This is a genomic window from Vibrio sp. KUL80, assembly GCF_059725495.1.
The window spans coordinates 600,191-614,363 of sequence record NZ_AP045842.1 but is presented as its reverse complement, the minus strand read 5'-3'; the positions used below and the strand labels follow the sequence as shown (position 1 = coordinate 614,363).

General features: G+C 47.2%; 11 protein-coding genes. 2 read left to right on the top strand and 9 right to left on the bottom strand.

What is annotated here, in order from left to right; all coding sequences use genetic code 11:
* Positions 1 to 5 precede the first annotated feature (5 nt).
* A complete protein-coding gene (gene codB, locus AC6I8U_RS19400) occupies positions 6 to 1,250 on the bottom strand; it encodes a cytosine permease (RefSeq protein WP_394149310.1) in 1,245 nt (414 codons plus the stop codon).
* 425 nt (positions 1,251 to 1,675) lie between these two features.
* On the opposite strand from codB, the gene AC6I8U_RS19395 reads away from it, so the two are divergent.
* The gene (locus AC6I8U_RS19395) at positions 1,676 to 2,410 is read left to right on the top strand and encodes an RNA methyltransferase (protein ID WP_498019357.1); all 735 of its coding nucleotides are present in this window, start codon (positions 1,676 to 1,678) and stop codon (positions 2,408 to 2,410) included.
* Positions 2,411 to 2,470: 60 nt separating this feature from the next.
* Here AC6I8U_RS19395 and fdxA read toward each other — a convergent pair whose 3' ends face one another.
* Positions 2,471 to 2,794 carry a ferredoxin FdxA gene (gene fdxA, locus AC6I8U_RS19390; RefSeq protein WP_042469860.1) on the bottom strand — a complete coding sequence of 108 codons (324 nt, stop codon included), beginning with the start codon at positions 2,792 to 2,794 and terminating at the stop codon, positions 2,471 to 2,473.
* A gap of 211 nt (positions 2,795 to 3,005) precedes the next feature.
* On the opposite strand from fdxA, the gene AC6I8U_RS19385 reads away from it, so the two are divergent.
* Positions 3,006 to 4,622, top strand: a complete 1,617-nt coding sequence (locus AC6I8U_RS19385) for an NAD(P)/FAD-dependent oxidoreductase (RefSeq protein ID WP_498019356.1) — start codon at positions 3,006 to 3,008, stop codon at positions 4,620 to 4,622.
* A gap of 52 nt (positions 4,623 to 4,674) precedes the next feature.
* Here AC6I8U_RS19385 and AC6I8U_RS19380 read toward each other — a convergent pair whose 3' ends face one another.
* From AC6I8U_RS19380 to hutC, 7 genes are all read right to left on the bottom strand, one after another.
* Positions 4,675 to 5,505 (bottom strand): putative outer membrane beta-barrel protein, encoded by an 831-nt coding sequence (locus tag AC6I8U_RS19380; protein ID WP_498019355.1) that lies wholly within the window; start codon positions 5,503 to 5,505, stop codon positions 4,675 to 4,677.
* Positions 5,506 to 5,662: 157 nt separating this feature from the next.
* Entirely contained in the window at positions 5,663 to 7,114 is a 1,452-nt protein-coding gene (gene gbpA, locus AC6I8U_RS19375) for an N-acetylglucosamine-binding protein GbpA (RefSeq protein ID WP_498019354.1), read from the bottom strand.
* A 389-nt stretch (positions 7,115 to 7,503) separates the two neighbouring features.
* Positions 7,504 to 9,036: a histidine ammonia-lyase gene (hutH, locus tag AC6I8U_RS19370; RefSeq protein ID WP_498019353.1), complete on the bottom strand. Its 1,533-nt coding sequence runs from the start codon at positions 9,034 to 9,036 to the stop codon at positions 7,504 to 7,506.
* A gap of 10 nt (positions 9,037 to 9,046) precedes the next feature.
* A complete protein-coding gene (hutU, locus tag AC6I8U_RS19365; protein ID WP_498019352.1) occupies positions 9,047 to 10,738 on the bottom strand; it encodes a urocanate hydratase in 1,692 nt (563 codons plus the stop codon).
* Between the two features lie 99 nt (positions 10,739 to 10,837).
* The gene (gene hutG / locus AC6I8U_RS19360; RefSeq protein WP_498019351.1) at positions 10,838 to 11,875 is read right to left on the bottom strand and encodes a formimidoylglutamase; all 1,038 of its coding nucleotides are present in this window, start codon (positions 11,873 to 11,875) and stop codon (positions 10,838 to 10,840) included.
* A complete protein-coding gene (hutI, locus tag AC6I8U_RS19355) occupies positions 11,859 to 13,091 on the bottom strand; it encodes an imidazolonepropionase (protein ID WP_498019350.1) in 1,233 nt (410 codons plus the stop codon). Before hutI ends, hutG begins: the two co-directional genes overlap by 17 nt.
* Before the next feature lie 187 nt (positions 13,092 to 13,278).
* Entirely contained in the window at positions 13,279 to 13,989 is a 711-nt protein-coding gene (hutC, locus tag AC6I8U_RS19350; RefSeq protein WP_446566891.1) for a histidine utilization transcriptional repressor HutC, read from the bottom strand.
* Positions 13,990 to 14,173: the final 184 nt, after the last annotated feature.

Genomic DNA, 14,173 nt, shown 5'->3' with positions numbered 1-14,173 from the left:
AATAATTACGCGTCAGCGTTTTCTAACTGAGCTGTTTTAGCGTTAAGAAGACGGTTAAGTACAAGATAGCTCAGAGCGCCACCAAGTACTGCATTTACAGGGACAACGCCTGGTAGGAAGTTACCTGCTGCTACACCAATAGCAACAGCAATGATACCTGCCCAGTTTACCGTTTGGAATTTTGCCGTATCAAAATTTGCGTAGCGTTTACGGTTGATAAGGAAGTCCGCAATGATTACGCCGCCGATTGGTGGGATAGCAAGTGATAAGAAAGTCAGCCAGCCAACAAAGTTGTTGTAAAGCCAAAGAGCACACAAGGTACCGACCACACCGTTAGCCATAGATAGGTATTTGCTTGGTAGACCCGTCACGTTAGAGAAACCAAGACCCGAAGCGTAAAGGGCGTTGTCGTTGGTCGTCCAGATGTTTAGACCCAGAACGATAATTGCAGGAAGTAGTAGACCCTGAGCAATCATCACCTCGGAAATGTCTGACTGACCTGTTACCGATGCACCCGCAGCGCCAAAGATAAACATCAAGGAGTTACCAATAAAGAACGCAACCATAGTAATGAACACCGCGCCCATCGGTTTTTTACCAAATCGAACGAAGTCGGCAGTCAGTGTACCTGCGCTGACAAATGAACCTACCACCATCGCAAGTGCTACTGAGAAGTCGAGAGGCTCTGCTGGTTGAATCTTTTGAAGCTCCGCAACGCCGCCAGCACTATCGACAGCGGTGAGTACTGAGTAACCACCCAGAATGGCAATCGCAGGAACTGCGATAGCAGAAAGAACCATCAGCGCTGAAATACCGAAATAAACCGTTGCAGTCATCAATAGACCACTTACTAAGATAAGGATGTTGGTGTCAATGCCAGTCGCTTTTTGAACTGGGATGGCAAACATTGCCACACCTACACCAAACCAACCTACTTGCGTACCGCCTAGCAATACAGAAGGGAGCCAAGAGCCTTTAGAACCAAAAGAGAATCGAGCAAGAAGGTGAGTAGAGAGACCAGTAGAAGCGCCAATGTAACCGAGGAAAGAAGTGTAGATACCGAGGATGAGGTTACCAATGAGAACAGCGAGGAAGAAATCATTAAATGAGAGACCAGTACCAAGGGAACCACCAGTCCACATACTTGCGGAGAAGAAAGTCAAACCAAGCATCACCATGGTTAATGAAGCGACTCCCTTTCTCGCCGATTTTGGAACCGGCCCTAAACTGTAGTTGTTATCCGCAGACATATGATACCTCACCATTCATTAAACCTATTTGTCGTACGTTTACCCGTATTTCAGGCAAACGGCGCGTATTATGGTGATGTAAATCACAGTGTCAAGCCGTCAATTTGGTAAAAAATCATGCTTTTTTAGTTCGTATGGTCATTTAGTCCTATTAATCATATGGTTATTAAAGGGTCATTAATATGAAATAAATATAATTAATTTATATCTGACCATAGCAACCGTTTGCTCGATAGGGCTAAGTGAACTTTTTAATTGCTTTAGCTAAAAAATAGTTTCATAGCCTTAAAATGGAAAGTTTACTTGTTCCTTCATTAAGCTGTTGGCTTTAGCGAGAAGAGGATCATGCGCCAAGAGTCGGAGGAGACTCGCATCAAGTAAGTAATTAAGTATATAATGCGCCCGCTTTCATCTGAGGTAAGACAATGATTTCAAAAAACCAACTAAAACTGCTAAGAGCCCTTGGGCAAAAGAAACAGCGCAAAGCGCACGGCCTATTTTTGGTTGAGGGCGAGAAGAACGTTCTTGAGCTTGTCGACACTTCCTTGGTTGTAAAGCAGGTCTTTGCTACCGATGATTTTCTGCAAAAACACGCCAGCGAGCTTAGTCAATATGATTGTATCGAGGCATCTTTAGAAGAGCTTACTAAAGCGAGCTCTCTAGTCAGTAACAACGCAGCCGTGGCGATTGTAGAGATCCCTAAAGTCAAAGCGCCTTCCGCGGAAGGTATGATGATCGCGCTTGATGGTGTTTCTGATCCGGGGAACTTGGGAACGATAATTCGTATTGCCGACTGGTATGGCATCAAACACATTGTAGCCAGCAGCGATTGCGCGGATCCGTATAACCCTAAAACCATTCGAGCGACCATGGGCAGCTTTGGTCGCGTTCAGGTTACTTTGCTGGATCTACCTCGTTATCTCAACGAGGCGAGTATTCCGGTGTACGGTGCGTTTCTTGAAGGTGAAAGTGTTCACTCAACCGATTTTTCGGAACAAGGTATATTGCTGATGGGCAGTGAGTCACACGGTGTTCGCCCAGAAGCGGAGCAATATGTCACTGACAAGATCACCATTCCGTCGTTCGGTGGTGCTGAGTCGCTTAATGTAGCGATGGCGACGGGGATTATTATGGATAACTATCGACGTCAGCATAGTTAAAGACTGACGCGCGTTTTGAGTAGACCCCTGCCTGCGCAGGGGTGACGACACTTTCTGAAACTACTTCTCTAGCATCCCAAGTTTGTTTGGTACGCCATTCCACTTTTCAGCGTCTTCCATTGCCGGTTTTACTTCGGTCTGCACTGGCCATAGTTCAGACAATTCTGCGTTGAGTTCGATGTAAACCACTTGGTCCTCTGGCAGTTCATCTTCTTGGAAGATAGCTTGCGCATCACACTCAGGAACACAAAGCCCACAGTCGATACATTCAATCGGGTTAATCACCATAAAGTTTGGGCCTTCGTGGAAGGCGTCAGCAGGGCATACCGCTACACAGTCGGTATATTTACATTGAATACAGTTATCGGTAACGACAAATGCCATGGTGGTTAACTCTTATTAGCCTAATTTGTGGAGGGGCGATAATACTGATCCCGACGCAAAATTCAACATCTTGCGATGACTTGGGCAGTCTCTCACCTGCAAAATTCAATTAAGTATGACAGACAATTCAAGTTAACGTAAAATGCGCGCCATTGTGAGCGAGTAAGCCCAGTGTTTACGAGCTAAGACACCAACGACGCGAGACCATTCCATGATACGTTTAACCGAAATCAAACTGCCTCTTGATCACGAGGAAGGTGAAATTTCCCAAGCTATTTTGAAAAAGCTTGGCATCTCTGAAGACCAATTGATCTCTTTCAACATGTTTAAGCGCGGTTACGATGCCCGTAAAAAGACACGCATCTTGCTTATCTACACGTTAGACGTGGTTGTAGAGAACGAAGCGGAACTACTCGAGAAGTTTACTGACGACCCACATGTAAAAGTGACTCCAGATATGGAGTACAAATTTGTGGCAAAAGCGCCAGCTAACCAAACTGAGCGCCCAGTAGTTATCGGTTTTGGCCCTTGTGGTTTGTTCGCGGGTTTGGTTCTTGCGCAGATGGGCTTTAAGCCAATTATTGTGGAGCGTGGTAAAGAAGTTCGCGAACGCACCAAAGATACTTTTGGTTTCTGGCGCAAGCGCACGCTAAACCCTGAATCTAACGTTCAATTTGGTGAAGGTGGTGCTGGTACATTCTCAGACGGTAAGCTGTATAGCCAAGTCAAAGATCCGAAGCACTACGGCCGCAAGGTAATTGAAGAGTTTGTTGCTGCTGGGGCTCCAGAGGAGATTATGTATGTGTCTAAGCCTCACATTGGTACCTTCAAGCTGGTTACCATGATTGAGAAGATGCGTGCCAAAATCCTAGAGCTTGGTGGTGAAATCCGCTTTAGCACTCGCGTTGACGATATTCATATGGATAACGACCAAATTACAGGTCTAACGTTGTCTAACGGCGAAGAAATCAAAACGCGCTATGTCGTTCTCGCGGTTGGTCACAGTGCTCGCGATACCTTTGAGATGCTCCATGAGCGCGGTGTTTACATGGAAGCAAAACCTTTCTCGGTAGGTTTCCGTGTTGAGCACAAGCAATCTGTTATCGATGAAGCGCGCTTTGGCCCAAATGCCGGTAATCCAATTCTAGGTGCTGCTGACTACAAACTGGTTCACCACTGTAAGAACGGTCGCACGGTTTACAGCTTCTGTATGTGTCCAGGTGGTACTGTCGTAGCCGCAACCTCTGAGGAAGGTCGAGTTGTAACCAACGGCATGAGTCAATATTCGCGTGCCGAGCGTAACGCGAACAGCGCTATCGTTGTTGGCATTTCACCTGAGCATGACTACCCAGGAGATCCACTTGCGGGCATCCGTTTCCAACGTGAGCTAGAGAGTAATGCTTATGTACTAGGCGGTGAGAACTATGACGCGCCAGCTCAAAAAATTGGTGATTTCCTAAAAGGTAACGATCCAAGTGCACTGGGTGATGTTGAGCCGTCATTCACACCGGGTATCAAGCTGACCGATCTTTCTAAAGCACTACCTGATTTTGCTATTGAAGCGATCCGTGAGGCAATTCCTGCTTTTGATAAGAAGATCAAAGGCTTTGCGGGTGCAGACGGCCTATTGACGGGCGTAGAGACACGTACATCTTCTCCAGTTTGTATTAAACGTGGTAAAGACTACCAGAGTGTGAACCTGAAAGGCTTCTTCCCTGCGGGTGAAGGTGCGGGTTATGCGGGCGGTATTTTGTCAGCGGGTATTGATGGTATCAAAGTTGCTGAGGCGCTTGCGCTTGCAATGGTTGAAGACTTGGCTGAGGCCTAATCTCGTAAATAACCGAAAAGCCCACTTAGGTGGGCTTTTTAGTAGCTGGTAGTTAGAACACGTAAGTTAGCGTAGCCATTGGTCCATAGAACTTAAATTTTGCATCCAAGTCCGCAAAATCACGACCGTAATCCACATTAATCTCGTAGTAGCTGTATGTTGCTGCTAGACCAAAGTCGTCAGTAAACTTGTATTCGACGCCAGCTCCTAGATCGAGCAGTAATCCGGAGATGTTTTCGATACTCAGAGCAAAAACTTGCGCGTGGCCAAGTAGGTGCCAGTTATCGTTAATGCGATAGTCGGTGATAAGGCCAATGTTAGGAAGCGGGGCAGTTAAATCAGTGAACTCTTCATCTTTCACTGGAATTAACTCTGTTTGGTCATCCATACGAATGCCTAGCTCTCCACCAAAGCCGACCTTAAAGTTCATCACGTGCAAGCCTATCGAAGCTTTCCAATCCCAATCTTCACCATCATAGAACTTATAATTGTAGCCGAAGCGCAAGATATCGATATTGAGTGTAGAATCGATGCGTGCACCCGCCTGGACCTCCTTGTTGCCGTCTCCTGGCAACTCAAATGGTTTTGTTACCGCTTGATTGCTCGCTTTACGGTGAAGGCTGCGCCAATCTAAAAAAATGCCGTGACGTTCGTTGAAGTCGTAGCCGACAAGCAAGTATGGCAGTGTCGAACGTTCCTTGAGGCTGAGATCTGATTCAAAATCTAAGTCAAACTCATTGCCGGTATTAGGGTTCGTCACGCCAATAGAAGTGTCAGCCTGGGAAAAAAATGCACCGCCAGCGATGTGAAACTCACCGGAAACCGCAGGAAACGTGGTGGCTCCTAACAGAGAGCCCGTAATGACAAGATGACGAAGTTCCATTTCTATCACCAAACAAATTTTATTGAGTAGAGTTAGAAATATATCAGAAGGTTATGGTTATGTTTAGTATGTTATTGACGGGTAATGATTTTGTAGTGTGATTTGGAGCAAAAAAGGAGCAGGCATAGGGGAGTTGCCTGCTCTTGGGGTTTGAACGTTAGTTCAGCTTATTCCATGCTGATGTCCAATGACTGCCTGTACCTGGTTCAAATTGAGTCGCGGTTGGTGACCATTGCACACAGTATCCAGAGTAAGGGAAAGGTTTACATTGATAGATGTGTCCATCTGTCGCTAATACTTTAGTGCCTTCTGTGTATTGAGATAGACCATCCGGGAATACGAAGTCGTAGTCTCCAGGCACAGACTCATCAACCAACATAAAGTCTTGAGTTGTTTGATCAACTAGGTTGCCATTCTCATCGCGGACTCGAGTAACGAGCATATGATGCCCCGGCTCTGACTTAGACAAAACTAAATCAACATTCTGACTGTCACCATCCTCAAGGTTTAGCTCACTGTTTGCCAGTGACTCTTGTGCGTGATTATAGACGTTCAAAGTGACCGCTACTTTCCCGGTTGCAGCAACGTTAAGCGCTAGCGTGACAGGTGTATTGCCAATCGTGTGTTCAGTATCAAGACCGGTAACTTCTGCACCTGCACTTGGTGGAGGCGTCACGATGTCGTAGCCAATTTCCACACGCTCTAGAGCACTATTCTCTGCCACATAGACAGTGTTGCTGCCGTAGACTGGAGCGATGTTACCGTTGTTGTCTGGCTGACCCGCTTTGATGTTGCTATGTTCACTATTGATCTGTGTTGCCAGTGCATGAGACCACTGGTTGGCTTGACCTTGTTGTTCCGATTCAATGGTAACGCTGGTCGAAAGATTTGGTAGCTCTCCGTTGGCGTCAAACACTCGGGTATAGACTGAATCACCTGGTTTGAGGTCCATTGTTGGGTTAATCGTGCCTGCTTGTGTCCAACCTGGAATGCCAGGATTGTCGCCACTAAACTGCACGTCAATCACGTTATAGAAAGCGGCTGCGGTATCACCTACGTCCCAAACCGCTAAGATCACTTGGTAACCATCGCGAGCTGGTACGTTACACTGGTGCGTTGTCAGTTTTGGTGGTTTTTGCATGTTACCATCGACAACACAGAATGGATTCAGGTCAAATGAATCACGAGTCAGTGCCTGATTCGGGTTCCAGTTTGGTTTCGTGATGTAGTACTTCCAATCTCGGGTTACGTGGTTTGCAGTAAACGTCCATTCAAAATTTTGCATACCAGACTGAATTGGACGCTTGACCCAACGATCGGCTGTTTGTTCGTTGAGCGGTGAGAACTGTGACAAACCTGCGCTGGCAATTTGACCATCTGGTGGCCCAGCTTCTGGAAAGCCTTCAGGTCCTTCAACACTTTGTGGCTCCCATTGAACAGAGCCACAGTTTACGTTCTGCTCTCCGGTGTCTGCCGGATACTTACACAGCGTTGCACGAGCTTCGGCGACGCCGTTTTCAACCGCTGAAACATAGCCGTGACTGTGAACAAGTGGGCTGGCGACTAACCCAATAGCTGCCATTGAAATCAAGACTTTAGTGTGTCTCATACCAATACCTTCTCTTAATCAGTTTCTTCAGCACAGAGTGTGCAATTAACAGTTTTTTTCTTCTTGTCACTTTTTTCTTACAAGTGCTGCGAGTAATTTAGAGTGGAAAAATAAGTCTGGCGAATGGATTAAATCAGATATGGAATGGGACTCTATAAAATAGATTTTCTGGCATTTAAGTGACAAAAAAATAGAGGAATATCCTGTCTTTTTATACTAAAGCTATTGTTAATGTTGTTATTATCATTGAGTGAGAAAACTCAAATAAAGCTTCGATGCTAGTGGCAGTACCGCTTAGATAACATTTGGTTCTCAAACGGAAAAAAGTAGAATAGCAAAGGGATCAGCTAATCGCTGACCCCTTTATCTATAGGATGGCTTTCTGGGTCTTATAAGCTTGGAAGAATGTGCTCTGGCATTAACCCATTGTGAAGCGCAAGTTTTATGATGTCGTTTGCCTTGGCAATATCCGGAGCAAAGTACCGATCTTTATCGTAGAAGGGGACTGATTCTCGCAAGATTTGCTTACCTAGCTCGATTCTCGGTGAGGACTTTAGAGGGGCACGGAAGTCCAAACCTTGAGCCGCGGCGAGATATTCGACCGCCAAGATCCCTCTAGTGTTCTCCGACATGTCTTTAAGTCTTCTTGCCGCAAAAGTTGCCATGGACACATGGTCTTCTTGGTTTGCTGACGTTGGCAAGCTATCTACTGACGCGGGGTGGGCGAGAGTCTTATTTTCACTGGCTAAGGCTGCTGAGGTAACCTGAGCAATCATGAAGCCGGAGTTTACACCGCCATTATCCACCAAAAACGGTGGCAGCTTGCTGAGCGCACTGTCGATCAAGAGTGCCATTCGCCTTTCCGACAAGCTACCAATCTCGGCAATTGCTAGTGCTAGACCATCTGCCGCCATTGCCACTGGTTCAGCGTGGAAGTTCCCTCCAGAGATAATATCGCCGTCATCAGCAAACACGAGCGGGTTGTCTGACACTGAGTTCGCTTCGACTTGCAGTGATTCTGCGGCATTGCGTATTTGCTGTAAGCAAGCTCCCATCACTTGCGGCTGACAACGCAATGAGTAAGGATCTTGTACCTTTTCACAACCTTGGTGCGAGTCGCCAATTTCACTGCTGTTTTCAAGTAGGTGGCGATAAGCCTGCGCGGCGTCCATTTGAGCGCGATGACCGCGAACGCGATGAATACGAGGATCGAACGGTCGTCGGCTACCAAGCGCAGCTTCTACTGACATTGCGCCACAAAGCGTGGCAGAGGCAAACAGATCTTCAGCTAAGAACAGACCTTCCAATGCAAACGCCGTCGACGCCTGTGTCCCGTTAAGAAGTGCGAGTCCTTCTTTTGGCGCTAGGGTAATAGGTTCCAAACCTGCGATCTGCAGGGCTTCTAATCCGCTGATGATCTTACCGTTATGACGAGCTTCTCCCTCACCGAGTAAGATGGTGCTCATATGAGCCAATGGAGCAAGGTCGCCAGAGGCGCCAACGGAGCCTTTTTGTGGCACGCAAGGGTAGACCTGAGAGTTGACTAGTTCAATTAAGGCATTGATGACTTTAAGACGGATACCTGAAAAGCCACGAGCCAAGCTATTGATTTTTAAAACCATCATCAATCTGACAGTCTCATCACTCATTAGCTCACCAATGCCTGCTGCATGAGAGAGAACGATGCTTTTTTGTAGGATCTCAAGATCGTTTGGCTCGATGCGGGTGTTGGCGAGTAAGCCAAACCCGGTGTTGATGCCATATACAGTGCGATCTTCGGCGATAACCTGCTCGACGATTCGCGTGCTGGCTTCAATATCTTCGACTGCCGCAGGGTCGAGAGATAAGCTGACTGGAGAGCGGCTTAATTGGCGAAGCTGAGCAAGGGTCAACTGACCGGGTTTTAGAACTAACTTCAACATGATGGACTCCTTACCCATGGCTCTTGTCTTGTGTATCCAACATAGGAAGGTCAAGTCCTTGCTCATTCGCGCATTGTTTGGCGATATCGTAGCCAGCGTCCGCATGGCGCATGACGCCTGTTGCTGGGTCATTGTGCAGTACTCGTGCGATGCGGCGTGCAGCGTCGTCACTGCCATCACAGCAAATCACCATACCACTGTGCTGAGAGAAGCCCATGCCAACACCGCCACCGTGATGTAGAGACACCCAGGTTGCGCCTCCTGAGGTGTTGAGCAGAGCATTCAGCAGTGGCCAATCAGAAACAGCATCTGAGCCATCCATCATGCCTTCCGTCTCACGGTTTGGGCTGGCGACCGAACCTGAATCTAGATGGTCACGACCAATCACAATTGGTGCTTTAAGCTCACCACTTTTCACCATCTTATTGAAGGCTTGGCCAAGGCGTTCGCGGTCTTTAAGACCGACCCAGCAAATGCGCGCGGGTAGGCCTTGGAATTGAATGCGTTCGCGCGCCATATCCAGCCAGTTGTGTAGATGTGGGTTGTCTGGAATGAGCTCTTTTACTTTTTGGTCGGTTTTGTAGATGTCTTCTGGATCGCCCGATAGAGCCGCCCAACGGAACGGTCCTACGCCCTCGCAGAACAAATCTCGAATGTAAGCAGGCACGAAACCAGGGAAATCGAAGGCATTTTGTACGCCTTCTTCAAGCGCCATTTGACGAATGTTGTTGCCATAATCGGTGGCCACCGCACCTCTATCTTGCATATCTAATATGGCTTGAACTTGCACGGCCATCGCGGCTTTTGCCGCTTTTACAACGCCTTCAGGATCACTCTCGCGCTGCTGTTTGGCAAATTCCATGCTCCAGCCTTGCGGTAGATAGCCATTGAGAGGGTCGTGTGCTGAGGTTTGATCGGTTACCACGTCTGGCGTAATGTTTCTCTCAACCAGTTCGGCATAGACGTCCGCTGCATTTCCCAGTAAACCGACTGAAATTGGCTTGTCACTGTTTTTAATGATTGAGAGAGCTTCGTCGAGTGAATGCGCTTTAGTATCGACATAGCGAGTATTTAGGCGATAGTCGATTCGTGATTCGTCACACTCAACGGCGATCATTGAGAAGCCTGCCATAGTGGCTGCGAGAGGCTGTGCACCGCCCATGCCACCTAAGCCACCCGTTAGAATCCATTTGTTGGTTGCGTCACCATTGAAGTGTTTTTTAGCGATAGCAACGAAGGTCTCGTAAGTGCCTTGAACGATACCTTGTGACCCGATGTAGATCCATGAACCTGCGGTCATTTGACCATACATCATGAGCCCTTGCTTATCGAGTTCATTGAAGTGTTCCCAGTTTGCCCAATGAGGAACAAGGTTAGAGTTAGCAATCAACACTCGTGGTGCGTCTTTGTGCGTAGGGAAGACACCAACAGGTTTACCTGACTGAACTAACAGTGTTTGGTCGTCCTCAAGACGCTTAAGTACTTCGACGATCTTGTCGTAGCACTGCCAGTCGCGCGCTGCTCGTCCTATGCCGCCATAGACAACAAGCGATTGAGGGTGTTCAGCTACCTCATCATCCAAATTGTTCATTAGCATGCGAAGGGGAGCTTCAGTTAGCCAAGATTTCGCGTTGAGCTCAGTGCCGCGAGGCGCTTTGATTGAGCGAGACGTATCAAGGCGTGAATGGTGTTTATTTGTCATTGTCATTTCCTTTTGAACTCTGCCTTACGTGGCGCTTTTATAGTGGTAGCGCCTTTGTTATGAGCGTGGGCAGAGAGTGTTTACGTTATTAGTTAGCGATTATTGCCGTTGTGTGTGCATACTTGTTTGAACATTCTGGTTAGACATAGCTACCAGTATTTGCCAACACACTCTTGCTGCGAGCTTGGCCGTTTGGTTATCAATGTCGTAATTCGGGTTATATTCAGCGATGTCAGCAAGCATGAGCTTGTTACTTGCAAGAACAGTGTTGAGCAGCGGAATAAACTGCTCGAGCGTCATTCCAAATGCGGCGGGTGCGCTGACTCCAGGTGCTATGCTGGCATTAAAGACATCAAGATCAATCGTTAGATAAACGATATCGACATTGGCGATAAAGCGTTGTAATTTGGCGATATTGTCGTGCAGTGGTGTATCAAAGAGCTCGGTGTCTCTGATGTATTGAACTCGCAAGTCATCGGCTTTGTCGAACAGGGCTCTTGTATTGCCAGTTTCACTCACTCCTAAGCAGAGATAATGAAAAGGGTGCCCCTTGGCTTGGCAATAGTCGGCGATTTGAGAGAAGGGCGTACCAGAACTTGGCTTAGGTTCGATGTCTTTTACCGCTCCATCTTTTGATTGGTATTCTCTGAGATCAAAATGGGCGTCGAAATTGATAATGCCAATACTCGGTTTTTCATCTGATTCGCTGTTCGCCCCCGATAAATAATCGGACAGTCCTTTAAAAGAAGACCACGCAATTTCATGACCACCGCCCAGTACAACAATAGGGCCATTGGAAAGGTGTTGAGTGATTTTTTCAGAAGCTGCTGCTTGATGCCGTTCCAATTGGCTATCAGAACAGCTTACATTGCCTATATCGACAATCGCTTTGTCTTGATGCCATGCCAAATTTGCCAAGGCAGCACGAATAACATCTGGACCTTGCTGAGCACCAACTCGTCCTTTGTTGCGTTTTACTCCCTCATCAGTACAAAAGCCCATTAATTGTAGGCGTGGTCTTTGAGCGTCTTGAGTGGTTTGGATTTTATGATGAACTCGATAGCGCTTATCGCCATCTTCGAGATCGTCGCGACCAGTCCAGACAAATGGGGTGTGGTGTTTAGAGGACATCTTCAACACTCCCTGCAATGATTCGTTTGCTAAGTCCGCTCATGCCAAATTGGTAGCTAAGTTCACTTGGATGGTCGATGTTCCATACTGCCAAATCGGCGCGAGAGCCTAGCTTGATTTGCCCAATGTGCTGGTCTTGCCCGATGGCTTTTGCGGCGTGGCACGTGACTCCACGAAGGCTCTCTTCTGGTGTTAAGCGGAACAGAGTACAAGCCATATTCATCATTAATTGAAGGTTGGCAAAAGGGGAAGTACCCGGATTCAAATCGCTACCAATTGCCATTGGAACGCTTTGGGATCTTAGGTTTTGTATTGGTGGCTGCTGGGTTTCTCGCAAGAAGTAAAACGCTCCCGGCAACAAAGTTGCGACGGTCCCATTGCTTGCCAGTGCTCTTACGCCAACATCGTCTAGATATTCAATATGATCGACGGATAGCGCTTTGAACTCAGCGGCTAGGGCGCTTCCACCGAGGTTACTCAGTTGCTCGGTGTGTCCTTTGATGGCCAGCCCGTGCTCCTTGGCTGCTAGGAAAACTCGCTTGGTTTGCTCGAGCGTAAAGCCAACCGATTCACAAAAAACATCAACAGCGTCAGCAAGTTGGTGTTTTGCCACGTGGGGAATAATAGTGCCAGTGACATAGTCGATGTAGTCATCAGCACGACCATGAAACTCGGGCGGCACGGTGTGTGCGGCGAGTAGGGTGGTAGTGATATTAATTCTGCGATGGTTCTCAAGTGCTTTGGCGGCTAGCAACATCTTCACTTCATCGTCGAGCGTCAGACCATAACCAGATTTAACTTCGATTGTGGTACACCCACTGCGGATTAGGCTATCGAGTCTTGGTAATGCGAGCTCAACAAGCTGCTCGATAGAGGCTTCTCGGGTGGCTTTAACCGTACTGTTAATACCACCTCCACTTTTGGCAATTGCTTCATATGACATGCCGTTCAAGCGGTTCTCAAACTCCTGCGCTCGACTACCAGCAAAGATCAAGTGGGTGTGAGGGTCGATCAGTCCTGGGGTGATGATTTTGTCTTTGCAATCGAATACGGGAACATCGTCAGTGATGTCCCTGTGTAAGGCTTCAAGCTCGTTTTCGTTTTGGAGGATCGCGTTAATGTATCCGCCACGGATAACCAGCGTGCAAGGTATTGATGGGAGGTAACCATCAATACCCGGCTCCATTGTAACAATGCGCGCGTTGGTAAGGATCAGATTCATAGTGTGCGTAGAGTAGTTATTGTATATACAAATTAATAGATGAATATATACAATTGATCAAGTGAGGTTGAATGAAATGTGATCAAGTTTGAAATTAATTGGGATGGGTGACGCCCAAGGATCATCGCTAACGCTTTGTTTAAAAAGGCTAGAGAAGTGATTCTAATGATAGAGGTTGTTGGTGATTTTAGAGTTCGACTTTAGAGCTTAGCTGGTAGCGGCTGCCTGGATGATAAAGCAGTGCTGAACTAATCAATTTATCTTCACTCCAAGTGCGTCGATGAAGAAGCAAGCAAGGCTCCGAAGGATTCATTTCCAGCAGTGAGCTCAGTTGATCGCTACAGGTAATCGCCTCAACAGTATGCTCAACTGCCGTCATAGGGCAGTTAGCAGTAAGGTATTCATTTGGCGTCGTTTTTGTGAAGTCTTGCTGATGATAATGTGGAGCGTATTTAGCGTTCACCCAGCGGCATTCAAGCTGTATGGGTAGCTCGTTTTCTTTGTGAAGGATTTCACTGTAATACACTGAGCTCCCCAACATCACGCCGAGTTTTGTGGCAATGTGTTGATCTGCTTGTGTTGCCTCGTGACGGAGTACTTCACTGGAATACTGCTTGCCACGTGACGCGACTTCGTTAGCGATGTTTCTTGTATCAAGCAGCGGTGATTGAGCCTTCTCAACTGGACGTGTCACAAAGGTCCCAAGACGTGGGCGCCGTTCAAGTTTGCCTTCACCCACCAAATCGCGAATCGCTTTGTTAACCGTCATACGGCTGACATCGAACTGCTCAGTGAGCTCCATTTCTGTCGAAATGCGTTCTCCAATCCCCCAATGACCTTGGTCGATCTTGTCTTCAATATACTGTTTTATCTGGATATAGAGTGGTTCTGCAGGCATCAATCGCTCAAGCTTTACAATTTGAATATACAAATGGTTATGGAAATTGTTGGAAAATGCAAGGTGTTCGATCGATTGATGTGCGATTGACGCCTTAAATCCCCGTCAGATGGATGGCTTCAGGTCAGGGTAAGCAAAAGCAGATCTTTGCCTCAAGTTTGAACTTTTTTCTTCTAAATCATAA